Source organism: Blastomonas sp. SL216 (assembly GCA_026625625.1).
GTDB lineage: Bacteria > Pseudomonadota > Alphaproteobacteria > Sphingomonadales > Sphingomonadaceae > Blastomonas.
In genome coordinates this window covers 2,835,001-2,856,771 of record CP113055.1, presented here as the reverse complement: position 1 = coordinate 2,856,771, position 21,771 = coordinate 2,835,001, and the positions used below count along the sequence as shown (strand labels likewise).

24 protein-coding genes (1 of these 24 only partly in view) are annotated in these 21,771 nt (G+C 65.7%); 16 read left to right on the top strand and 8 right to left on the bottom strand.

Translation table 11 applies throughout. The features are described from left to right. Window positions 1-101: 101 nt before the first annotated feature. The 8 genes from OU999_13475 (at window position 102) to OU999_13440 (ending at window position 7,443) form a co-directional block, all read left to right on the top strand. On the top strand, window positions 102-1,409 hold the full coding sequence (locus OU999_13475; GenBank protein WAC22748.1) for an MFS transporter: 1,308 nt from the start codon (window positions 102-104) through the stop codon (window positions 1,407-1,409). Next, complete coding sequence (locus OU999_13470; GenBank protein WAC22747.1) at window positions 1,406-2,971, top strand: FAD-binding oxidoreductase; 1,566 nt, start codon at window positions 1,406-1,408, stop codon at window positions 2,969-2,971. Before OU999_13475 ends, OU999_13470 begins: the two co-directional genes overlap by 4 nt. 6 nt (window positions 2,972-2,977) lie before the next feature. Beyond that, on the top strand, window positions 2,978-4,114 hold the full coding sequence (locus OU999_13465; protein ID WAC22746.1) for a nitrilase: 1,137 nt from the start codon (window positions 2,978-2,980) through the stop codon (window positions 4,112-4,114). Window positions 4,115-4,218: 104 nt separating this feature from the next. Continuing rightward, window positions 4,219-5,430 (top strand): class I SAM-dependent methyltransferase, encoded by a 1,212-nt coding sequence (locus tag OU999_13460; protein ID WAC22745.1) that lies wholly within the window; start codon window positions 4,219-4,221, stop codon window positions 5,428-5,430. Window positions 5,431-5,451: 21 nt separating this feature from the next. Next, on the top strand, window positions 5,452-5,811 hold the full coding sequence (locus OU999_13455) for a hypothetical protein (protein WAC22744.1): 360 nt from the start codon (window positions 5,452-5,454) through the stop codon (window positions 5,809-5,811). Further along, window positions 5,811-6,536: a hypothetical protein gene (locus tag OU999_13450; protein ID WAC22743.1), complete on the top strand. Its 726-nt coding sequence runs from the start codon at window positions 5,811-5,813 to the stop codon at window positions 6,534-6,536. The genes OU999_13455 and OU999_13450 overlap by 1 nt, the downstream gene beginning before the upstream one ends. Before the next feature lie 56 nt (window positions 6,537-6,592). Continuing rightward, window positions 6,593-6,943: a DUF2384 domain-containing protein gene (locus tag OU999_13445; GenBank protein WAC22742.1), complete on the top strand. Its 351-nt coding sequence runs from the start codon at window positions 6,593-6,595 to the stop codon at window positions 6,941-6,943. A 5-nt stretch (window positions 6,944-6,948) separates the two neighbouring features. Beyond that, the gene (locus tag OU999_13440; protein WAC22741.1) at window positions 6,949-7,443 is read left to right on the top strand and encodes an RES family NAD+ phosphorylase; all 495 of its coding nucleotides are present in this window, start codon (window positions 6,949-6,951) and stop codon (window positions 7,441-7,443) included. On the opposite strand, the gene OU999_13435 is transcribed toward OU999_13440, so the two are convergent. The 6 genes from OU999_13435 to OU999_13410 form a co-directional block, all read right to left on the bottom strand. Then, the gene (locus OU999_13435) at window positions 7,440-7,907 is read right to left on the bottom strand and encodes a DUF1330 domain-containing protein (protein WAC22740.1); all 468 of its coding nucleotides are present in this window, start codon (window positions 7,905-7,907) and stop codon (window positions 7,440-7,442) included. The two genes, OU999_13440 and OU999_13435, sit on opposite strands and share 4 nt — an antisense overlap. Then, entirely contained in the window at window positions 7,904-8,374 is a 471-nt protein-coding gene (locus OU999_13430; GenBank protein WAC22739.1) for a hypothetical protein, read from the bottom strand. The genes OU999_13435 and OU999_13430 overlap by 4 nt, the downstream gene beginning before the upstream one ends. After that, complete coding sequence (locus OU999_13425; protein ID WAC22738.1) at window positions 8,371-9,795, bottom strand: aldehyde dehydrogenase family protein; 1,425 nt, start codon at window positions 9,793-9,795, stop codon at window positions 8,371-8,373. Before OU999_13425 ends, OU999_13430 begins: the two co-directional genes overlap by 4 nt. Further along, the gene (locus OU999_13420; GenBank protein ID WAC22737.1) at window positions 9,792-10,715 is read right to left on the bottom strand and encodes a polysaccharide deacetylase family protein; all 924 of its coding nucleotides are present in this window, start codon (window positions 10,713-10,715) and stop codon (window positions 9,792-9,794) included. Before OU999_13420 ends, OU999_13425 begins: the two co-directional genes overlap by 4 nt. 193 nt (window positions 10,716-10,908) lie before the next feature. Then, window positions 10,909-11,793 (bottom strand): polysaccharide deacetylase family protein, encoded by an 885-nt coding sequence (locus OU999_13415; protein ID WAC22736.1) that lies wholly within the window; start codon window positions 11,791-11,793, stop codon window positions 10,909-10,911. A 136-nt stretch (window positions 11,794-11,929) separates the two neighbouring features. Further along, window positions 11,930-12,610, bottom strand: a complete 681-nt coding sequence (locus OU999_13410) for an isochorismatase family protein (GenBank protein ID WAC22735.1) — start codon at window positions 12,608-12,610, stop codon at window positions 11,930-11,932. A gap of 81 nt (window positions 12,611-12,691) precedes the next feature. On the opposite strand from OU999_13410, the gene OU999_13405 reads away from it, so the two are divergent. From OU999_13405 to OU999_13375, 7 genes are read left to right on the top strand one after another with little or no spacing between them, the layout of a single operon-like run. Beyond that, on the top strand, window positions 12,692-14,065 hold the full coding sequence (locus tag OU999_13405; GenBank protein ID WAC22734.1) for an alpha/beta fold hydrolase: 1,374 nt from the start codon (window positions 12,692-12,694) through the stop codon (window positions 14,063-14,065). Window positions 14,066-14,077: 12 nt separating this feature from the next. Further along, window positions 14,078-14,575 (top strand): DUF3598 domain-containing protein, encoded by a 498-nt coding sequence (locus tag OU999_13400; GenBank protein ID WAC22733.1) that lies wholly within the window; start codon window positions 14,078-14,080, stop codon window positions 14,573-14,575. Window positions 14,576-14,584: 9 nt separating this feature from the next. Continuing rightward, window positions 14,585-15,961, top strand: a complete 1,377-nt coding sequence (locus OU999_13395) for a 3-isopropylmalate dehydratase large subunit (protein WAC22732.1) — start codon at window positions 14,585-14,587, stop codon at window positions 15,959-15,961. Then, complete coding sequence (gene leuD, locus OU999_13390; protein WAC22731.1) at window positions 15,954-16,562, top strand: 3-isopropylmalate dehydratase small subunit; 609 nt, start codon at window positions 15,954-15,956, stop codon at window positions 16,560-16,562. The genes OU999_13395 and leuD overlap by 8 nt, the downstream gene beginning before the upstream one ends. After that, window positions 16,555-17,487, top strand: a complete 933-nt coding sequence (locus OU999_13385; GenBank protein ID WAC22730.1) for a hydroxymethylglutaryl-CoA lyase — start codon at window positions 16,555-16,557, stop codon at window positions 17,485-17,487. The genes leuD and OU999_13385 overlap by 8 nt, the downstream gene beginning before the upstream one ends. Beyond that, a complete protein-coding gene (locus tag OU999_13380) occupies window positions 17,484-18,671 on the top strand; it encodes a CaiB/BaiF CoA-transferase family protein (GenBank protein WAC22729.1) in 1,188 nt (395 codons plus the stop codon). The genes OU999_13385 and OU999_13380 overlap by 4 nt, the downstream gene beginning before the upstream one ends. Next, entirely contained in the window at window positions 18,671-19,282 is a 612-nt protein-coding gene (locus OU999_13375) for a VOC family protein (protein WAC22728.1), read from the top strand. Before OU999_13380 ends, OU999_13375 begins: the two co-directional genes overlap by 1 nt. Window positions 19,283-19,285: 3 nt before the next feature. On the opposite strand, the gene OU999_13370 is transcribed toward OU999_13375, so the two are convergent. Continuing rightward, a complete protein-coding gene (locus OU999_13370) occupies window positions 19,286-20,890 on the bottom strand; it encodes an MFS transporter (protein WAC22727.1) in 1,605 nt (534 codons plus the stop codon). Between the two features lie 107 nt (window positions 20,891-20,997). Here OU999_13370 and OU999_13365 point away from each other — a divergent pair, with 107 nt between their 5' ends. After that, window positions 20,998-21,468, top strand: coding sequence for a low molecular weight phosphotyrosine protein phosphatase (locus OU999_13365; GenBank protein WAC22726.1), 471 nt, complete (start codon window positions 20,998-21,000; stop codon window positions 21,466-21,468). Between the two features lie 39 nt (window positions 21,469-21,507). Here OU999_13365 and OU999_13360 read toward each other — a convergent pair whose 3' ends face one another. Continuing rightward, a protein-coding gene (locus OU999_13360) for a lipopolysaccharide biosynthesis protein (GenBank protein WAC22725.1) crosses the window boundary here: on the bottom strand, window positions 21,508-21,771 show its end. It continues 1,254 nt past the right edge of the window; only the last 264 of its 1,518 coding nucleotides appear in the window; its start codon lies off the right edge, out of view; its stop codon occupies window positions 21,508-21,510.

The following is a 21,771-nucleotide window of genomic DNA, read 5'->3' as shown; positions in this document are numbered from 1 at the left end:
CGCATTTTGGCCGTCTGGCGGATGGAGCATCGCACGAGTCTGTGCGATGCTCCGCTCCGACCTAGGCTTTACGTTTACGACGGACTGACGGGAGCGACCCATTGGCAAGCAGGGCAGACGAACTGACGGCAAGCATTGCGGCGGCTCCGCGCGGTGAATTTGCCGGTGGCTGGAAAGTCCTGCTGGCCGGTGTGATCGGCGTCGCCTGCGGGGCCTCGCCGATCCCGTTCAACGTCATCGGCTTCACCATCGCGCCGCTGACCCAGGAATTCGGCTGGACGACCACCCAGATCCTGACGCCGATCACCATTTTCGGCGTGGTCGCCGCGCTGCTCGCCCCTGTCTTCGGCTGGCTGGCGGATACCTATGGCGTGCGCCGCATCGCCTTGTGGTCGCTGTTCGGCTTCGGCGTCACCTTTGCGCTGCTGTCGCTGACCCCGCCGGTGCTCTGGGCCTATTATCTGCTCTGGCTGCTCGTCGGGCTGGTCGGCATCGGATCGACCCCGGTGACCTGGAGCCGCGCAATCAACATGTGGTTCTACAAGAGCCGGGGGCTGGCGCTTGGGCTTTTGCTGCTCGGCACCAGCCTGGCGGCGATTGTCGTGCCCAAGCTGGCGGTCTGGGCGATCGAATCCTGGGGCTGGCGATCGATGTTCGCGATTGTCGGCATGCTGCCCCTGCTGGTGGCACTGCCGTTAGCGACCTGGCTGTTCCGCGAGCCCCGACCCGAAGAGCAGCCGCCGGGCATCAAGACCGCGAGCGGCGCGCTGACCGGCGTGACGCTCGGCCAGGCGGTCCGCGATTATCGCTTCTGGCTGATCTGGGTGTCGATCCTGGTTATCGCGCTGACCTTTGGCGGGGCGTTCATCAACATGCCCGCGATGCTCGCCGACCGCGGCATCCCGGCGCAGGGTGCGGCCTCGGTGATGGGCATATTGGGCCTGGGCATCTTGTCCGGGCGGATCATCACCGGGCTGCTGCTCGACCGGTTCTGGGCGGGTTTCGTTGCCTTCCCGCTGCTGTGCCTGCCGGCCGCATCGAGCTGGATCCTGCTCAACCCCGCACCCGGCTTTGCGCTGGCGGCGCTCGCCGGTTTCCTGCTGGGCTTTGCCGCCGGCGCGGAGAGCGACCTGATCGCCTATCTCACCGGCCGCTATTTCGGCATGGCGCATTACGGCAAGATCTACGGCATGCTCTACATGCCCTTCGGCGTGTTCTCGGCGATCTCGCCGATCGTCTATTCCTCGGTCCGCGATGCGACCGGCAGCTATGACCCGATCCTGTTCCTCTCGATCTTCGGTTATGTCATCGGCGGCGCGCTGCTGATGCTGCTGGGCCGCTATCCCGTGCTTACCGAGGCTCCGGCGGCCGTCGCACCGCCCGAGCTGCAATCCATGGAGACGGCATGATGGCTACACTGGTGAAGGATGATGCAGGCGCTCTTGATGCCGTGATCGCCGCAGCAGGTGCGGAGGCGGTGCTGACCGACGCTGCGACCCGCGACTTCTTCTCGCACGACGTCTATTCGACCGGGCGTCAGCCCCTGGCCGTGCTGCGCCCCGCCACCGTCGATCAGCTCGCACGCGGCGTCGCTGCGGCCACGGCGCAGGGCCTGGCGATTGTGCCGCGCGGCGGCGGCATGAGCTATACTGGCGGCTATCTCTATTCGGGCGGCGACTTCATCCTGGTCGATACGACCTCGCTCGATCAGATCGTCGATATCAACCCCACCGACATGACCGTGACGGTGGAAGCGGGCTGCACCTGGCAGGCGCTGCACGATGCGCTGAAACCGCTGGGCCTGCGCGCACCGAGCTGGGGCACGCTTTCGGGCCTGCGCGCGGCGATCGGCGGCGGGATGAGCCAGAACGGCATCTTCTGGGGCGCGCGGCACGGATCGGTGGTCGATAGCGCTCTGTCGTTCGACGTCGTGCTGGCCGATGGCCGCATCGTCAGCACCGGCAGCGATTTCTTCCGTCCGTTCGGCCCCGACCTCACCGGACTGTTCGCCGCCGATACCGGCGCGTTCGGCATCAAGGCGCGGGTGACGATGCGGCTGGTCAGGGAAGCGACCGCCTTTGCCTATGGCTCGTTCTCGCTGCCCGACCACAAGGGGCTGCTGGGATCGATGAGCGCGATCGCGCGCGAGGGGCTGGCGTCGGAAAGCTTCGCCTTCGATCCCTATCTGCAATCGCAGCGGATGAAGCGCGATAGCCTGGCCAAGGACGCCAAGTCGCTGCTCAACATGATGAAATCGCAAGGGTCGGCCTGGAAGGCGATCAAGGAAGGCGCCAAGGTCGTCGCGGCGGGTCGCTCGTTCCTCAAGGACGTGCCTTTCTCGCTCCACACCATCGCCGAAGGCCGCCACCAGGGCGCGGTCGATGCCGAAATGGCCGAGATCGGCAAGATCATCGCTGCCCATGGCGGCAGCGCGGTCGAAAATTCGATCCCCAAGATCCTGCGCGCCAATCCCTTCCCGCCGCCCAATTCGATGCTCGGCCCCGATGGCGAGCGCTGGGTGCCGGTGCACGGCTTCCTGCCGCACTCGAAGCTGGTCGAGGCGTGGGAGCGGATCGAGGCGCTCTATGCCGACAATGCCGCCAGCATGGAGCGGCTCGACGTCAATGCCGGCGCGATGCTGGCAGCAGTCAGCCGCTCGGGCTGCCTGATCGAGCCGGTGTTCTTCTGGCCCGATGCGATGAACCCGCTGCACCGCCAGGCGGTCGAACCCGATCATCTGAAGAAGCTCAAGGGCTTTCCCGAAGGGCTAGAAGCGCGCGCGCTGGTGAGCGAGCTGCGCGCAAGCATCATCGCGATCTTCCGGTCGCTGGGCTCGACCCATGTCCAGATCGCGCGCACCTATCCGCTGCGCGATGCGCTCGACCCCGCCGCCTGGGAGATGCTGGTGGCGCTGAAGCGCGCCGTCGATCCGAAGGGCCTGATGAATCCGGGGAGCCTGGGACTGGAATGAGCGCAGATGGACCTCGAACGCCGCACGGTTCTGGCTGCGATGATCGCCAGTGCATTGCCCTGGGATTCGGCGCTGGCCGAGGAGGCGCGCGTGGCTGAGGTGCAGACCTATGCCGCCGTCGCGATGCAGCTCGCCGCCCGTTCGGTAGAGCGCGCGCCCGACCGGCAAGCCGCGCGCGCGCAGGTGCTCGGCATGATCGGCGAGGTCGAGGGCAAGATCCGTTCGGCGCGGATCTTTATCGAGCAATATGGCGGGCATCCGGTGAAGCTCGCGGTGCTGCCCGAATATCTGTTCACCAGCTATCCGGGGCGCATCTCGATCCCCGATTTCGCCAGGCTTGCCGCGTTCGAGATGCAGGGCGAAGAATATGAGGCGCTGGGCAAGGTCGCGCAGAACCTGAACCTGTACCTTGCGGGCAATGCCTATGAGGTCGATCCGAATTTCCCCGGCCTGTATTTCCAGGCAAGCTTCCTGATCGCGCCTTCGGGCGAGATTGTGCTGCGCTATCGCCGCCTCAATTCGATGTTCGCGCCGACGCCGCATGATGTCTGGTCGAAATATCTCGATGTCTATGGCATCGACGGCGTGTTCCCGGTGGCGCGCACCGAGATCGGCAACATGGCGGCGATCGCTTCGGAAGAAATTCTCTATCCCGAGATCGCGCGGGCGCATGCGCTGCGCGGCGCGGAGCTGTTCCTGCACTCGTCGTCCGAAATCGGATCACCGATCGATACCAACAAGGCCATCGCCCGGCGCGCGCGCGCGTTCGAGAACATGGCCTATGTCGTCTCGGCGAATACCGCGGGGATCGAAGGCACCAGCCTGCCGCTCGCCAGCGCCGACGGCAACAGCCAGGTGATCGATTACAAGGGCCGGGTGCTCGCCGAATCGAACAGCGGCGAGACCTTCACCGCCTTTGCCGAGATCGACCTGGGCGCGCTGCGCCATGCGCGGCGGACGCCCGGCATGACCAACTATCTCGCGCGCCAGCGGCTCGAACTGTTCGCGGCAGCGTACGGGACCGTCCGTCATCCGGCAGACGGCATGCTGGACGGCGGCACCGTGAAGGTGCCCGGCCGCGATTATTTCAAGCGCGTGCAGGAAGAGGTTATCGAGCGGATGGCAAAGGACGGGTTGATTTGACCCCTTGTTCTCCGGCGAAAGCCGGAGCCCAGGAGTCGGATGGCTCTGAAGCCGCTCTGGATTCCGGCTTTCGCCGGAAAACGGGACAGGAAACGAGGATTAGGATGACGCACCAATTCGATGTCGCACCGCCCTATACCGCCGTGGCGCTGCACGGCGTATCGCCGCAGCCCAGCCATGACGAGGCGGCGCGGTTCGATTTTCTGGCGAACTTGAACAAATATCTTTCGGGCACGCTCGGCCCCGGCAACAAGCAGGCGTACGAAACCCGCGTGCTGCCCGGCTTTGTTGCCGAACATGGCCGCGAGCCGAAAGACCGATTCGAGATCCGCCATGCGATGAACCGCGATCCGCACCACCGTTTCTGGTCGGCCTTGAAGCGCAACAGCATGGAGATGCGCCAGCAGAACGGCCGCGCGATGGTGCTGCGCCAGCTTGACGAGCTTAATGCCAAGGCGCGCCAGTATAACGAGGGCCGCGACACGCTCGAGCTCGATCCCGCCATTGCCGTGCCGCGCTATCAGAGCGCGATCGACATCCACTGCATGCCCGGCAGCTATCATGGCGAGGAAGTGCCCGGCGATGTCTCCGCCGGGGCGAACTATGATTGCGGCATCTTCGCGACCACCGCAGGCGGCCTCGGCGCGCTCTCCGACGGCGGCGGCCAGGCTCTGGTCAAATGGGCGCGGACCGAACGCCCCGGCTGGCAGCCGCAGCGTATCCTCGATATCGGCTGCACCGTCGGGCACAATATCGTGCCGCTGGCGCTCGCCTTTCCCGACTGCGAGGTGATCGCGATCGATACCGCTGCGCCCTCGCTGCGCTATGCGCATGCCCGCGCGCAATCGCTGGGTGCGACCAATATCCGCTTCATCCAGGCCAATGCCGAGGATCTGTCGCGTTGGGCAGACGAAAGCTTCGACTGGGTGCAGACCACGATGTTCCTGCACGAGACCAGCGGCACCGCGCTGCCGCGCATCATCCGCGAAGGCTTTCGCGTGCTGAAAGCGGGCGGATTGATGCTGCATCTGGAACAGCCGCAATATTCCGACGCGATGCCGCTCTACGAGCAGTTCATCCGCGACTGGGATGCGTTCAACAATAACGAGCCCTTCTGGTCGGCGATGCATGCGCTCGACCTCAAGACGATCATGAAGCATGCCGGTTTTGCCCCCGACGACCTGTTCGTCACCGGGGTGCGCGCGGTGGTCGATACCGACATCTTCCCCTCGGCGGGCGAGGAGAAGGAAGAGGACCACGGCCGCGCCGCCGTCTGGCATGCCTATGGCGCCTGGAAGGGCGGACGGCCCGCATAATCTTTCCCACGGAGATACATTTTGACCGAGCCTGTCGACTGGATGATCCGCGCCAATGCGCGCGCCAAGGGCAAGCGCCCCGATTTCCTGGGCGATCCCGACAAGGAAAAGATGCTGTCGATGCTGATGGCGGTGATCGGCGAGGTGTCGGTGCTGCGCGAGCGATTGGATACGGTCGAGCGGCTGCTCGACGCCAAGGGCACGATCAGCCGCGCCGATATCGAGGGCTACAGGCCCGACCGCGAGGCTGGCTATGAACGGGCTGCGATGATCCGCGAATATATCGCGCGCGTGATGCGCGGACCGCAGCAGATGATGGAAGCGATGAAGGCCGACGACAAGCCGGTCGAGGAACTGAGCCGCGAACTGAAGGACCTGTGATGCAGCACCGCACCGTCAGCGGCAAGATCCGCTATACCAGCAAGAAACCCGAGCTGATGGATCAGGAGCGCGGGCGCGAATGGTTCAGCTTCACGCACCACACAGATGGCCGCACGATCATGCGCGCGCGCTGCGAGATCGAGGAGCCCGATCCCAAGGTGCTGCGCGATATCGTCTATGGCATCGGGCCCGATATGGTGCCCGAACATCTGCATGTGCACCTGACCGTGGGTGACAGCTTCATGGGGTCGGGCTGGATGCGGCATGATGCGGCCGCCGGCGTGATCGAGTGCGAAAGTTTCGGTCCGTCCATCGGCCGGGTGTCGCAGCGCGTCGCGGTGGGCGGCGCGTTCGACGGTTTCGGCACGCACCCGATTGCCGGCGACGGCTTCATGACCCGGGTGATGGATGTGACCAAGGGCCCGCACCGGCGCAATGTCCGCTGCTTCCTGCCCTCGCCCGACCATCGTGGCGCCACCCCGCCGCTGATCGCCGAGGTGCTCATCGGCCTCGAATATGTCGGCGAAGAGGAAAAGACGGTGGAAGCGGGCACCTTCGCCTGCCGCCACTATCGCTATATCGACGATCTCGGCCCCGGAATGGGCGGCAAGACCCATCCGACCTATGACATGTGGGTGACGGCGGATGCCGATTCGATCTTCGTTTATGGCAGCATCGATGGATCGATGCTCTGCCGCTACGAACTGGTCGAACTGGAACGCTGACTTGATCTGCCGCATATTCTGACGTTATATAGCGTCGGAATTTGTGGAGCAGTCCGATGCCGATCCAGAATTATGCCGAACATGGGGCCTTTGCCCCGCGCAAGATCATCGAGGCGCTGCGCACGACGAGCGACGAACTCGCGCGCTCGCTCGGCCTTGGCAAGGACGCGATCCAGCGCAAGGACCGGATTGCCTCCGACCGCACCCAGCGCCGCATCCGCCAGATGGTCGAGATACTGAACAAGGTCGAACCGCGCTTCGGATCGGCGCTGCTGGCTTATGCCTGGTACCGCTCCGAACCGCTGCCCGGATTTTCGGGCCAGACCGCGATGCAGCTGGTGCAGGGCAACCGGGCAGATGACGTTCTGACCTATATGGACGCGGTCGACGCGGGCGTGCACGCCTGACCCCCATGCACTTCACCGGGCTGCTCTATCGCGCCCACAACCCGGTCTGGTCGCGCGCGCCGCTGTCGGGCGAAGGGGCTGCGCGGTTCGGCGGAAGCTTCAACCGGATCGGGCGGCCTGCGCTCTACACCTCGCTCGCGCCCGAGACGGCTTTGCGCGAAGCCAACCAGGTCGGCACGCTGCAACCGACCACGCTGGTCGCCTATCAGGCCGATATCGGGCCGCTGCTCGATGGCCGGGATGCGGCGGCGCTGAAGCCATTCGGCATGACCCCGGGCGATCTCGCCGACCCCGGCTGGCGCGACCGGATGCTCGGCGGCAAACCGGTCCCGACCCAGGATCTGGCGGAAGCCGCCATTGCGCAGGGCTTTGCCGGGATCGTCGTGCCCAGCTATGCGCGCGGAGCGCCCGCCGATGCGCTCAACCTGGTGCTGTGGCACTGGGAGGGCCGGATCACGCTGGCCGATGATGGCGACCGGCTCGGCCTGCGCCAATCCTAAGGCTTGGGTGCGACCTGTTCGATCGCCGACGCATCAAACTTTGCCGTGTACCCATTGTCGCCGACCTTGCCCTGCAAGTCGGGTCGCAGCGGGGCTTCGGGATAGACCGTCACGACATAATCGCCCGCCGATGGGCCGAGCCGCAGCGGCTTGATCTTCTCCTGATATTCCCTGGAATTCCAGAAAGCCTGGGCATTGGCGAGGCACGGGAAGCGGATCATCAGCACCGTGTACCCGGCGGGCGGGGTGCCCTCGAACGTGGCCAGCGGTCGGGGGATGTTGATATAATAGCCGCCCAGTCGCTCGTACAACTTGCTGTCGGCAATGGCCTTGCCGTAAGCCGCCATCCGCTCGCGGTCGTGGGTGGGGCCGGCGACCACCATGACCACCGGGGCGTCGCAGGCAGGCGCCGTGGTCGAAGCGCCGTCGCTCGCGGCGGCCATCATCAGCAGGGGGGTAATCAAAGCTCTTCCTCCGGATCGCGCGAGACGCGCCTTTCGTCGCACAAAGTCCGCTTGAACGGCGTGCCATCGCGAAACCATTGCCAGGTGCGCGCGCGGCTCTCGCCATCATCGGAAATCTGGATCATCTCGGTAAAGCGCACGTTCGCTTCATCCTTGCGGATCAGGGTCAGCATCAGCACATTGTCGAGCGTCTCCCAGCCATGGCCGTGAAAGCGGTCGGTATCCCAGTATAGCCGCCCGTCGCGAAACACACCGCCAAAGCTCAGGCGGTTTTCGCGGCCATCGGGCCAGATCAGATGGTTATGCTGGATATAGGCATATTCGCCTGTCGCCGGAAATTCGCAGCGGGTGCGCATGCGGTGCTGGTCGATCAGCGTGCCGTCCGCATCCAGATGGCGATAGGTGCCGTCCCAGATCCCTTCATGCGCGAACAGCGCGGGCATGGCCTTGGCCAGAATATCTCTCATCGCGGGGCATCCTCGGCATAAGCGGAAAGGGGAAGGGGGCTTGCGGTCTGGCGGATCAGCGCCTGTTTGCGGAAATAGCGCAGCAGCCCGCTCTCCCCCATGCGCGATGGGCCCATGCCGGAGAGTTTGAACGAGCTGTTTTCCGCGTCCCAGACCATCGAGGTCAGCGAGCCATCGTTGATCGACACCGCGCCCGCCTCGAGCCGGACGGCAACGGCTTCGGCCTCCTCCGGCGTGGCCGCGACCACGGCAGCGGAAAGGCCGTAGATGCTGTCATTGGCCTGCGCGATGACCTCTTCCAAATCGTCAAAGGCGATCACCGGCAGCACCGGGCCGAAGGTCTCGTCGCGCACCACGGCCATGTCCGCAGTGGCATCGGCGATGACCGTGGGCCTCAGATACTGGCCGCCGCCCAGGTTTTCGACCGTGCCTCCGGTGAGTATCTTGGCCCCCATTGCCACGGCCTCGTCGATCTGCGCCTGCACCTTAGCACCCTGGGGTCCGAAGATGAACGGGCCGATGTCGCCGGTGGCAATGTCGGGATAGTTGAGCCGGACCTTGCTCGCGGCCTCGACCAGCGCATCGAGGAACGGCTGGTAGATGGCGCGGGCGACATAGATCCGCTCGATCGACTGGCAGGCCTGACCGGTGGCGACGATGCTGGCGCGCAGGGCGAGCTGCGCGGCAGCGACCGGATCGGCGCTGGCCAGCACGATCATCGGGTCCTTGCCGCCCAGTTCCAGATTGGCGGGGATGAAGGCGCGCGCCGCGGCTTCCGCCACCTTGCGCCCGGTCGCGACCGAGCCGGTGAAGCAGACATAATCGACGGCCGCCACCAAAGCCTGGCCGGTTGCGGCATCGCCCTCGATAAAGCTCAGCACAGCGGCGAGCTCGGGCACCTGCGCGATGGTTTCGCTCAGCGGCGCGATGAAGCGCGGGGTGATCTCGGACGGCTTGACCAAAGCCGCGCACCCGGCCGCGAGCGCGGGGATCGCGTCGATGGTCGAGAGCACGATCGGGAAGTTCCACGGCGCGATCGCCCCGAACAGCGGATAGGGCACAAGCCGCGTCCCGTTGCGCACCGTGGGGTGCGCGCTCGGCTGGTCGCTGCGGCTATGCTCTGCGATTAGGCGGGGCGCGAGATCGGCCCATCGGCGGATGGTGCCGGGCAGGCCATCGACCTCGATCTCGGAGATGCGCCGCCGACCTGTGTCGAGCGTGAGTGCTTCGAGCAGGGCTCCGCCATGCGCCACCACCGCATCGGCCCAGCGGTGGAGGATGGCAGAGCGCGCTGCCGGTTCGAGCGCTGCCCAGGCGGGTTGCGCCGCGCGCAGCCGGGCAGCTTCGGCCTGCACCGCCGCGCTATCGAGCGGCGCGATTTCGTAATCCGCCTCGCCGGTGCGCGGGTTGACGACCTTCACGTGTCCGCGCTCCAGCTGTCGAGGATTTCGCTCCCGGTGGCGAACCAGCCGCCCGGCTGCTCGGCCAGCCAGCGCACCAGCCCCTCGAACGCGTCGATCCGGTACGGCAGCCCCATGATATAAGGCGTCAGGTGCAGCGGCAGCATCCGCCCGCCATGCGTCTCAGCTTCCTTCGCCAGCCAGCCATAGGCATCGCGCATTTGCTCGGCATAGCTGTCGACCGACTGCTGCTGGACGTTGATGATCTGCCGGTCGGAAAGCTCGTGGTTGAGCGGGATATTGAGGATGCTACCGGCGTCAGTGCTCATCGCATAGGGCAGTTCATCGTTCACCCAGTCGCACATATAGGCAACGCCTGCCTCGGCGAGCAGGCACGGGGTGTTGAACGATTGCGAGCGCGCGATCGACAGCCAGCCGCGCGGGCGCGTGCCGCTCGCCGCTTCGAGCGCATCGAGCGAACCGGCGATCAGTGCGCGTTCGTCTTCTTCAGAAAGGCCCGAGGCGATCGTGCCATTCATGTCGGTCGAATGCGCGATGATCTCGTGCCCGCCCTTGTGCAACGCCTCGATGATCGCGGGGTAGCGGGTGGCAATCGCGGCGTTGCACGCCACCGAGACCTTTGCGCCCACCGCCTCGAACGCATCCAGCAGCCGGAAAAGGCCGATCCGCGTGCCATATTCGCGCGCAGTATAGTGCCGGTAGTCGGGATAGGCGGTCTGCATGTGCCCCGGCGCGCGGAACGGCGTGTCGCTCGGCACCATCGGGAACCATTCGAGGCTGATCACCGGCCAGATCGCGACGGCCTTGCTGTCCGGCCAGGTAATGGGCGGGCGGGTGAACAGGTTGCTGTACGGGTAGAGCTTATGGTCCATGCCCTGCTGGCGATGGGGATATTCGAGATAGCTGGGGTCGAGCGTCATGCGCGCACTCCCTGATACCCCTCTCCCTTGACGGGAGAGGGCAGCGAAGACTTGTGAGCGCAGCGAGCTAGTCGCAGCCGGGAGAGGGTGTTTGCAACCGCTCCACCCTCTCTAAGTCCGGCTAGGCGGACAAGCCGCCAAGCCTCCCTATTCTCTCCCGTCGAGGGAGAGAAGTTGATGGCTAGGGTCGCGATCATGGCTGCTGCTCCCGCCAGGCATCGACAATCTCGCCCGCGGTGGCGATCCAGGCGCGGCCGTCGGCGGCGATATGGCGCAGCACCTCCTCGAACGGGCCGATGCGGTGCGGCTGGCCGATCAGATAGCTGTGCAGCGGAATGCACATGACCGTGCCGCCGGGGCCGTCCGGGGCTTCGCCTTCCTTCGCCAGCCGCTCGAACTGACGGATCAGCGTATCGGCATAATCGCGCGGGCTCATGTTGTAGATGAAGAAGCCGTAATGGTCGTTGACCTCAAGGCTATAGGGGATCGCGGTCAGCCGTCCGGACGCTACCTTCACATCGGTCGGCTGGTCGTCGTGATAGAGGTCGCAGGTATAATCGAGGCCATATTCGGCGATCAGATCGAGCGTGCGCGGCGTGTGCGTGAGCGCGGGCGCGAGCCAGCCGCGGATCCGCTGCCCGGTGGCGCGCTCGACCGTGGCAATGCTGTCCTCGATGATGGCGCGTTCCTGTGCCTCATCCATGCCATAGCTGTAGCGGGTGTTGTAGATGCCGTGGCTGAAGAACTCCCAGCCGCGCTGGCGGGCATCCTCGACCACTTCGGGAATGTGGTCGCACAGCGCCACCGACAGGCTGACCGAGCCCGGAAAGCCGTGCCGCGTCATCACGTCGGCCATCCGCCAGTGCCCCACCCGGTTGGCATGGTCGCGGTGCGCATAGCCGACGACATCGGGATGCGGTTTCGTCCAGCTCTTGCGGTGCGGATTGGCGGGCGGGTCGAGCTCGTAATATTCCAGGTTCGGCGCGACCCAGACCGCGCAGCTCTTGCCGCCGGGCCAGCGCACCTTCGGGCGGCCGCGCCAGGGCGAGAAGTCGTAGAGTTGCGTGTCGGGGGTCATCGCCCTCTCCCCTTCAGGGGGGAGGGTTGGGAGGGGGGACTGTGCAGAGGTCGGCGATTGCCCCTCTCCCTTCGCCGCTGCGCGGCTCCTCCCTCTCCCCTGAAGGGGAGAGGGCATTTTACGATAGCCACCCCCATCACCGCGCCTCCAGCCAGTCGATCACCGTCTGCACCGGTTCGACATCGGCATATTTGATCTGCAGGTCGGTCAGGTTGGCGAAATGATAGCTCTCATGCTTGTCGGCACAGGTCTCGATCGGCACGATGGTGCGATAGCCGTGGCTCAGCGCATCAACCGCCGTCGCGCGGACGCAGCCCGATGTGCTGCCGCCGGTCACCACCACGGTGTCGACGCGGTGGAACTGGAGATAGCTCGCCAGCGGGGTTTCGAAGAACGCGCTGGGCATGCGCTTGGTGTAATGCAGGTCGTCCGGGCCGAATGCGCAGCGCGGGTCATAGGCGTGGCGCTCGCTGTCATAGCGGATGTTCTGCAGGCTGTCCGGCGTGTTGGTGCGCGTGCCCCAGACACCGGCATCGGCGGCATCGTCCTTGTACGCCACGCGCGTCCAGATCACCGGCATGCCTTTGGCGCGCGCCAGCGCCGAGATGGTGTTGATATGCTCGATCTGCCGGGGGTCGGTCTCGTACGCGGTCTTGAACATGTCGATCCGGGTATAGGCCTGCTGGACATCGACATTCACGATGGCGAGCTTTTCCCCGAAGCCGAACTTGTTGCGCGCCGGATTGGCCATCACCGCTTCGAAAAGTTCGCGCGCGGTCTTGTCCTCGCGGATCATCCGGGTGCCGATAATCTCCATGTTTCCTCCATCAGGCAGCGAATCGAACCATAATCGCAAAAAAGGGCTTGTCGAGATGAATTTGTCCGGACAAATTAGGGCATGATCCGGATCACCCGCCATTATGTCGATGTGCCCTTGGGCGATGGTAGCCAGAGGCGTGTGCATTACCGACAGGCGGGCAGTGGGCCGCCGCTGCTGATGATCCATCAAAGCCCGCGCAACAGCGGTGAATATGCCCCGCTGATGGAGCGCTGGGCCGAGCATTTCACCTGTATCGCGCCCGATACGCCCGGTTTCGGCCAGTCCGATCCGCTGCCCGGCAGTCCTGAGATCGACGATTTCGCCGATGCGCTGGTGGCCACGATGGACGCGCTCGGCCTGCCGCCATGCCCGGCTTATGGTTTCCATTCGGGCGGGATCATCCTGGTAACCGCGCTGAAACGGCATCCGCAGCGGTTCACCGGCCTTGCCATCGGCGGCTATGCGATCTGGACGCCGCAGGAAATGGCGCTGTTCGGGGAGAAATACCTGCCGCCGTTCGAACCGGCGGGCTATGGCGAGCATCTGGTCTGGCTGTGGAGCCGGATGCTCGAGCAGAGTTGGTTCTTCCCCTGGTTCGACACGCGCGATGCGGCGCGGCTGCCGGGCGCGCATGCTGATGTCGCGCGGATCGACCTGGCGGTGCGCGAGATGCTCGATGCCGGTGCGGCCTATCGCGCGGGCTATGGCGCTGTGCTGCGCGCGCCGCGCGATATTCCGCCCGCCGATGCGCTAACGCCCCCGGTGCTGATCAGCGCCTATGATGGCGATCCGCTACAGACGCATATCGACCGGTTGGGCGCAATGCCCGCTGGCTGGCGCGCCGAGAGATGCGCGACCCCCGCCGATCATCAGGCGCTCAGCCTCGATTTCCTGCAAGGCCTGGCCCGGCCGCCCGCGATTGTGCCGACCCAGAGCGCTGCGGCCGGCTTCCTGCCCGTGCGGACCGATCGCTTTGACGGGTTGATCCATTGGCAGGGTGATCCTGGATCGGGCGTGCTGATCGTCCATGCCCCCGGCGAGGAACTGAAGCGCGGCACCACCGGCACGCTCGCCATCGACCTGCCGGGGCACGGACTGTCCGATGGATGGCCCGGCGAGGCACCGATCGATTGGGCTGACTGGCAGCAGGTGATCGACAAAGTCGCGGCGCATTTCGGCCTCACCGATATTCGACTGCCTCATGTAGCACCGGGCGATGCCGAGCTGCTGTTCCCGGATCTCAGGCCCGACCGATACGGCACGCACCTGATCCGCGCCTGGCAGATCGTGCGCGCGCGGCATTTCTTTGCGCCGCATCATGCGGTGGGCGCGGCAAGCGCGATTGGCTTTGACCCCGAGGCGATCCGCCCCGAATGTCTGGCAGGCGAACACCGGGCATTGCTGCGCGCAACTGCGGCGCGGGCCTATTATCAAGCAATCATCGGTCAATAAGGAGACAAGGCTATGGGTATTCGCGAAGACATGCCGATCATGGCGCGGCACGAAGGCGTGTGGGATGGTGTCTATACCTATTACAACGCTGCCGGAGAGAAGATCGACGAGCACAAGAGTCGCCTGCTGTGCCGATTCCCCGACGATGGGCCATATCTCTATCACCAGACCAACCATTATACCTGGCCCGATGGCCGCACCGAGATTCGCGAATTCCCCGCCGAATATCGCGACAAGCGCGTCTGGTGGGACAATGAGCTGATCGTCGGCTGGGCCGCCGAGGTCGGGCTCGACGAATATAACCGCACGATCATGCTCTACTGGCAGCGCCAGGGTGATCCCTCGCTCTATCTCTACGAGATGATCCAGATTTCGGACGACGGCCAGTCGCGCTGCCGGACCTGGCACTGGATCCGCAACGGCCTGCTCGAAACGCGCACCGCGATCCAGGAAACGCTGGTCAGCAAGGACTGGCGCGCGATCGAGGCGGAGATGAACGCGAGTGCGTGAGCGCCAGCCGTGACCACGCTGTTCGACCGCATCTGGGACACCCATGTCGTCGCCCCGCTTCCGGGCGGGGCGGCGCTGGTCGCGATTGACCGGGTGCTGCTGCACGAGCGCACCGGGGCGGCGGCGCTCAACGCGCTGCGCGAGGCGGGGCGTGATGTGCAGGACCCGGCGCGCGTCTTCGCGATCATGGACCATATCGTCGATACGCTGCCCGGGCGCACCGACCGCACGCTGATGCCCGGCGGCCAGGCCTTCATCACCGAAACGCGCGCGGCAGCCGAGGCGGCGGGCATCACATTGTTCGATGTCGGTCATCCCGACCAGGGCATCATGCATGTGGTCAGCCCGGAGCTTGGCATCGTGCTGCCCGGCCTCACGCTGATCGCGCCGGACAGCCATACCTGCACGCAAGGCGCGCTGGGGGCGCTCGCCTGGGGCATCGGATCGTCCGAGGCCGAACATGCAATGGCGACCGGCACGCTGCGGCTGACCCGCCCGCGGTCGATGCGGGTGACGTTCACCGGCACGCTCGCGCCCGGCGTGACCGCCAAGGACATGATGCTGGCGCTGATCGCCGCGCATGGCGCTGGCGGCGGCGCGGGGCATGTCGTCGAATTTGCAGGCGAGGCGGTGACCGCGCTCGACATGGAAGCGCGGATGACCCTGTGCAACATGGCGACCGAATTCTCGGCCTTTGCCGGGCTGATCGCGCCCGATGACACGACCTTCGCCTGGCTCGAGGGGCGCCGCTATGCGCCGCAAGCGAGCCAATGGGATGCAGCTCTGGCACAGTGGCGGGAGTTGCGATCCGACGCCGATGCCGTGTTCGACGCGGAGATCGTGATCGATGCCAGCACCATCGCCCCTATGGTCAGCTGGGGCACCAGCCCGCAGGCCAGCATAGCCATTACCGGCGCGGTGCCTGCCAATGCCATGCCCGCGATGCTCGACTATATGGCGCTTGCCGCCGGTGCACCGCTGATCGGCACCCCCATCGATGCCGCCTTTATCGGCAGCTGCACCAATGCGCGCCTGTCCGATCTGCGCCGCGCCGCCGCCCTGCTCAAGGGCCGCAAGGTGGCAGCGGGCATCCGCGCGATCTGCGTTCCAGGCTCGAGCGCGGTCAAGCGCGCCGCCGAGGCCGAAGGGCTGGACCAGGTGTTTCTGGATGCCGGCTTCGAATGGCGGATGAGCGGCTGTTCGATGTGCTTCTTTGCCGGGGGCGAGAGCTTTGCCGAAGGATCGCGGGTCATTTCATCGACTAACCGCAATTTCGAAAGCCGTCAGGGGCTGCGCGTGAAAACGCACATCGCCAGCCCCGAAACGGTCGCCGCCAGTGCGATTGCCGGCGTCATCGCCGATGCGCGGGAACTGGCCGATGGCTGAAGCCTTCACCACGCTCAGCGCCATTGCCGCGCCGCTGCTGCGCGACAATGTCGATACCGATGCGATCATCCCCTCGCGCGAGATGAAGAGCACAGGCAAGACCGGGCTTGCTGGCGGGCTGTTCGCAGGCTGGCGTTATCTGGATGCCGAGCGGACGCCCAATCCCGAGTTCGTGCTCAACCAGCCCGAATTTGCGGATGCAAGGATCCTCGCGTCAGGGGTCAATTTCGGTTGCGGGTCGAGCCGCGAGCATGCGGTCTGGGCGCTCGCAGAATATGGCGTGCGCTGCATCATCGCCGAGAGCTTTGCCCCGATCTTCCACGGCAATTGCATCCGCAACGGCATCGCGCCGGTGGTGCTGGAGCATCAGGCGATTGCCGCGCTGGCGGGGCGCGAGGTGCAGGTCGATCTGGCAGCACAGACTGTGCGCAGCGGTAAAAGCCATTGGACCTTCGCAATCGATGCCGAGGCAAAGGCCATGCTGCTCGAAGGGCTCGACGCCATCGATCTCAGCCTCAAGCATCGCGACGCGATTGCCGATTTCCGCGCGCGCGACCGGCAGCAGCGCCCCTGGGTCTATCTGGAGCAGAACCATGCCTGACATTCTCATCAGCGAGGTCGGCCCGCGCGATGGGTTGCAGAGCATCGACCGGGTGATGCCAAGCGAGGCCAAGAAGCGCTGGATCGCCGCCGAAGCCGCAGCCGGCGTTCGCGAGATCGAGGTGGGCAGCTTCGTGCCGCCCAGACTGCTCCCGCAAATGGCCGACAGCGCCGAGATCGTCGCGTTTGCGCGGACCATCCCGAACCTCAACGTGGTCGCGCTCGTGCCCAATGCCAAGGGTGCGGCGCGTGCGATTCAAGCGGGCGCGCATGCCATCTCGATCCCGTTCTCGATGTCCGAGACGCACAGTCTGAAGAATGTGCGCAAGAGCCATGCACAGATGCTGGAGGAAATCGCGGTCATCGCCGGGCTGGCGAGCGAGGCCGGCGTGCATTTCGCGGTGGGCCTTTCGACCGCGTTCGGCTGCACGATGGAAGGCCCGGTCGACGAAGATCAGGTCGTCCGTCTCGCGGCGGCTTCGGCGAAAGCAGGCGCGCAGGAATTCAGCCTGTCCGACACCACCGGCTATGCCAATCCGGCGCAGGTCAAAAGGCTGGTCCGCGCGGTGCGGGCCGAGATCGGCGCGGAGCGGATGACGACCTTGCACCTTCACAACACGCGCGGCCTGGGCCTCGCCAATGCGCTGGCCGGGCTGGAAGAGGGCATCACCACGCTCGATGCGTCGCTCGGCGGGCTGGGCGGCTGTCCGTTCGCGCCGGGCGCTTCGGGCAATATCGTCACCGAAGACCTGGTGTTCATGCTCGAAGCCATGGGTATCGATACCGGCATCGATCTCGACGCGCTGCTCAAGGTGCGCGCCATTGTGGCCGAAGCGCTGCCTGGCGAGCCGCTTTATGGCTTCACCCCCGATGCGGGCCTGCCGCTGGGCTTTCACAGTGCCGCGCCTGAAAGGACCTTGGCATGACCGGACCGCAACCGCTCAAGAATCTGAAGGTCGTCGAATTCACGCATATGGTGATGGGCCCGGCGGTCGGCGCGATCCTCGCCTCGCTGGGTGCAGAGGTGGTCCGCATCGAGCCGATCGGCGGCGACCGCACCCGGCGGCTGATCGGATCGGGGGCGGGCTATTTCCCGATGTACAACCGCCACAAGGCGAGCATCTGCCTCGATCTCAAATCGCCCGATGGCCTGGCGGTGGCGCGCGATCTGGCTGCCGGGGCCGACATATTGATCGAGAATTATCGCCCCGGCGCGATGGACCGGCTGGGCCTGGGCTATGACAAGCTCAGCGAGGCCAATCCGCGCCTGATCTATTGCAGCGAAAAGGGCTTTCTGCCAGGCCCCTATGAAGAGCGCACCGCATTGGACGAGGTGGCGCAGATGATGGGCGGCCTTGCCTATATGACCGGGCCACCGGGCCGCCCCTTGCGCGCAGGCTCCAGCGTCATCGATGTCACCGGCGGAATGTTCGGCGTGATCGCGATCCTGGCCGCAGTCGAGGAGCGCCACCGGACGGGGCGCGGGCAGAAGGTGCAAAGTTCGCTGTTCGAAACGACGATCTATCTGATCGGCCAGCATATGGCGCAGCTGGCGGTGACCGGCAAACCGGCAGCACCCATGCCCGCGCGGATCAGCGCCTGGGCGATCTATGACGTGTTCGAGACCGCCGACGACAAGCCGATCTTCATCGGCGTGGTGACTGACGCGCTGTGGGAAAAGTTCTGCGCGCTGTTCGGGCTCGACGATCTCTGGGCCGACCAGAGCATCCGCGAGAATACCGCGCGCGTGCTGGCGCGTGACCGCATCATGCCCGAGATCCGCGCGCTGGTGAAAACCTGGACGCGCGATGCGCTGATCGCCAAGCTCGAAGGGACCGGGCTTCCGTTCGCGCCGATCGGCCGGCCCGAGGACATGTTCGACGACCCGCACCTGCTGGCAAGCGGAGGTCTCGAACCGGTGACGCTCGCCAATGGCACCACGACGATGCTGCCGACGCTGCCGATCGAGATGAACGGCGCACGCCCCAACAGCGACGCGGTGCTGCCTCAGCCCGGGGCCGATACGCGCAGAGTGCTGGCAGGGCTTGGCTATGACGAGGCCCGGATTGCGGCACTGCTCGAATCGGGCGCGGTGGAGGGAGACGGGTAATGGCATCCATTGGCACAACCCTCCCCGGCATAAGGCGGGCAAGTCCGGGCATTGTGCTCGCGCTGCTCACTGCCTGCACCGCGCACGCCCAGGAGAGACCCGCGACCAGCTCCCCCGGCGTTGAAGCGCCGGCTGAGCGCCTGCCCACCGATATCCGCCGCGTCACGCTGATCGTGCGCGACATGGAGGCTTCGCTGAAGCTCTATCGCGATGTCGTCGGGCTGAAGGTCAATTATGATACTGTGGTGGAAACGAGCGGCGTCGCGCTTCCGGCGGGCGAGCCCGGTGCAAAGGCGCGGCTGGTGCTGCTCAATTCGAACGATCCGTTCATCGGCTGGATCGGGCTGATGCAGTGGATCGATCCGCCGCTGCCCGATCCGGGGCCTTACCCCCGGCGCATGGGGCCGGGCGGGCATGTCATCGTGATGAACACCGATGATGTTGATGGCCGCTGCGCCGCTGCTGCCAGGGTGCCCGGTGTCACCATGACTGCGCCGCCCCGCATGCAGGAATATCCGGGCCGGGGTGGCGGCCCGGTCATCCGGGTGCGCGGCTGCAATTTCTTCGATCCCGATGGCACGCTGATCGAGATGAACCAGATCCTGAAATAGGGCTCAGACGTCCTCGCCAGCCGCGCGAGCGCGTTCGACCACGGTGCGTTCGGCCAGCGGCACCAGCCTGTAGGCGAAGAACAGCAGCGTCAGACCGACCGGCACGATGATCAGGATCGAGAGCACCCCGGTCGACAGGCTGCCCGAGATGACCGACATCTGTCCCGCCAGATAGGGGCCGAGCGCCAGGCCGAACAGGGTGGTGGCGAGGAAGAAAGTCGCCGTCGCGGTGCCGCGCATCCGCGGCATCACCAGGTCCTGGGTCGTGGCGGCGGCGGCACCCAGCGCTGAGCTTGCGAACATATTGGCGAGCGAGGCGAACACCGTGAAGCGGATGAAATCGGCATCCGATGTCGGGTCATTGGCGGTGGTATAAGCCAGGATCACCGGGATGACCGGGGTGATCAGGCCGAAGGCGATGACCATGATCCGCCCCGTTTCGCTGCGGGCCCGCAACCAGTCGGACATGCGCCCGCCCATGATGACGCCCAGAAAGCCGCCCAAAGCGCCGAAGCCGCCGATCCAGAAGCCGATCCTGGCGGTTTCCTCGCCCAGCACCTGCGCGGCATAGGTCGGCCCGAAGGCGGTGGTGGCATAGGACAGGAAGGCGACACAGCCATAGCCCAGGATGGTGACGAGAAATGCCGGTGATCCCCAGATCAGCGCGAAGGTTGCCTTGTCGCGTGCGCGCAGCGAGCTGGCCCAGGAGAAGACGGCATAATAGCCGACCGCGATGCACAGCCATTGCAGCGTCGCACCGGTGAGCGCGATCATGCCGGCGGCAGCGGCCCCCAGCAGCGCCAGCACGGCGATGTTGATCGCCAGTGCCTTGGCGCCCCGCCTGGCGGCAGCGAACAGCGTAAAGGGCGGAATGACCGCAAACAGCTCCTGCACGAAGCCGCGAAACGGCTCGGCTGCCGGCGGTGTCGGCAGCCCGTCGACCAGTCCGCGCACCGGTTCGCGCAAGGTCGCGACCCAGGCGGCGAGCAACAGGCCGGGCACGCCGACCGCGAGGAATGCGGCCTGCCAGCCGACCAGCCCCATAGGGCCGCCGCCGGGATAGGCATTGTTCCAGCCCGCGACGATGAACCCGCCGATCATCAGCGAAATGCCGCCGCCAAAATACAGCCCCGCCGAATAGATCGCGAGCGCGGTGCCGCGCATGCGCTTGGGGAACATGTCCGAAATCAGCGAATAGGCAGACGGGCTGGCGGTCGCCTCGCCGACGCCGACGCCCATCCGGGCGAGGCCCAGCATCGTGCCGTTCTTGGCAAAGCCCGATACTGCGGTCATCGCCGACCAGATGGCAAGACCTACCGTCAGCAGCCGTACCCGGTTCCAGCTATCGGCCAGCCGGCCCAGCGGAATGCCGAACAGCGCGTAGAACACGGCAAAGGCAGTGCCATAGAGAAAGCCGATATCGGCATCGTCGAGCCCCAGGTCCGCCTTGATATCGGGCGCCAGGATGGTGATGATCTGCCGGTCGATGAAATTGAGCACATAGACAAGGAACAGGATGAACAGGCCATACCAGGCATAAGGCGTGGCAGTGGTCGCGGGCGCGAGGCCCGGTTCTGCCGGAACATGATTCTCACCTGATCCCGACATCCATCTCTCTCCCTTGTTGTTCTGTCCCTTCGCCTTGGCTAGCAGAGCGCAAGGGTGACGCAAGCGTCAAACGGTGAGCCGCAACAGCAAGCGCCGAGGAGAATGATGTGCAGACACCATCGATCCTGTTCGTGTGCCTCGGCAATATCTGCCGTTCGCCGCTCGCCGACGGGGCACTGCGCCATCGGGTGCGGCAGCAGGGCTTGGGCTGGACGGTCGATTCGGCAGGGACCGGCGGCTGGCACAAGGGCGAACCGCCCGATGCCCGCGCGATCGCTGTCGCCCGCGCCCATGGGGTCGACATAGCGAGCCTGCGTGCACGGCAGGTGCAAGCACAGGATTTCGACCGGTTCGACCTGATCCTGGCGATGGACCATGACAATCTGGCCGGGCTCACGCGTCTTGCGCCCATGGGCAGCCCCGCCGAGCTCTGCCTGGCGCTCGATCTGGTCGCAGGACGGCAGGGCCAGGCGGTGGCCGACCCCTATTATGGCGACGACGCAGGGTTCAACGCGACCTGGGCCGATGCCTGCGCCATTGCCGATGCGGTGCTGGCGCGGTTCGGTGCCGCGCGCTGATCGGCCCGCTGATCGGCCCGCTGATCGGTAGGCGAGCGGTCAGGCGACCGCCATATCCTCTTCGCTCACCGGTGCCTTGCGCCGCAACAGGCCAATCGCGTCGGTCAGCATCTGCGGGGCAAGGATGCGTAGCAGCAGCACATAGCTCAGCGCACCGATACCCGCGAGCAGCGCCAGCCGGGCCATGATCTCGGGCAGCCCGTTGTCGAGCGCGCCAGCGAGCCCGATCCGCAACGTCCAGACCAGCGCCGCCATCGCTGCCGCCGCACCCACGCCCGGAAGGCAGGCGATCAGCACATCGCG

Excerpts from the sequence above, each read along its gene's own strand:
- OU999_13470 (WAC22747.1), top strand. The coding sequence starts at position 1,406 with ATGATGGCTACACTGGTGAAGGATGATGCAGGCGCTCTTGATGCCGTG.
- OU999_13465 (WAC22746.1), top strand. The coding sequence starts at position 2,978 with ATGGACCTCGAACGCCGCACGGTTCTGGCTGCGATGATCGCCAGTGCA.
- OU999_13460 (WAC22745.1), top strand. The coding sequence starts at position 4,219 with ATGACGCACCAATTCGATGTCGCACCGCCCTATACCGCCGTGGCGCTG.
- OU999_13450 (WAC22743.1), top strand. The coding sequence starts at position 5,811 with ATGCAGCACCGCACCGTCAGCGGCAAGATCCGCTATACCAGCAAGAAA.
- OU999_13445 (WAC22742.1), top strand. The coding sequence starts at position 6,593 with ATGCCGATCCAGAATTATGCCGAACATGGGGCCTTTGCCCCGCGCAAG.
- OU999_13440 (WAC22741.1), top strand. The coding sequence starts at position 6,949 with ATGCACTTCACCGGGCTGCTCTATCGCGCCCACAACCCGGTCTGGTCG.
- OU999_13430 (WAC22739.1), bottom strand. The coding sequence starts at position 8,374 with ATGAGAGATATTCTGGCCAAGGCCATGCCCGCGCTGTTCGCGCATGAA.
- OU999_13420 (WAC22737.1), bottom strand. The coding sequence starts at position 10,715 with ATGACGCTCGACCCCAGCTATCTCGAATATCCCCATCGCCAGCAGGGC.
- OU999_13415 (WAC22736.1), bottom strand. The coding sequence starts at position 11,793 with ATGACCCCCGACACGCAACTCTACGACTTCTCGCCCTGGCGCGGCCGC.
- OU999_13410 (WAC22735.1), bottom strand. The coding sequence starts at position 12,610 with ATGGAGATTATCGGCACCCGGATGATCCGCGAGGACAAGACCGCGCGC.
- OU999_13405 (WAC22734.1), top strand. The coding sequence starts at position 12,692 with ATGATCCGGATCACCCGCCATTATGTCGATGTGCCCTTGGGCGATGGT.
- OU999_13400 (WAC22733.1), top strand. The coding sequence starts at position 14,078 with ATGGGTATTCGCGAAGACATGCCGATCATGGCGCGGCACGAAGGCGTG.
- leuD (WAC22731.1), top strand. The coding sequence starts at position 15,954 with ATGGCTGAAGCCTTCACCACGCTCAGCGCCATTGCCGCGCCGCTGCTG.
- OU999_13385 (WAC22730.1), top strand. The coding sequence starts at position 16,555 with ATGCCTGACATTCTCATCAGCGAGGTCGGCCCGCGCGATGGGTTGCAG.
- OU999_13380 (WAC22729.1), top strand. The coding sequence starts at position 17,484 with ATGACCGGACCGCAACCGCTCAAGAATCTGAAGGTCGTCGAATTCACG.
- OU999_13375 (WAC22728.1), top strand. The coding sequence starts at position 18,671 with ATGGCATCCATTGGCACAACCCTCCCCGGCATAAGGCGGGCAAGTCCG.
- OU999_13370 (WAC22727.1), bottom strand. The coding sequence starts at position 20,890 with ATGTCGGGATCAGGTGAGAATCATGTTCCGGCAGAACCGGGCCTCGCG.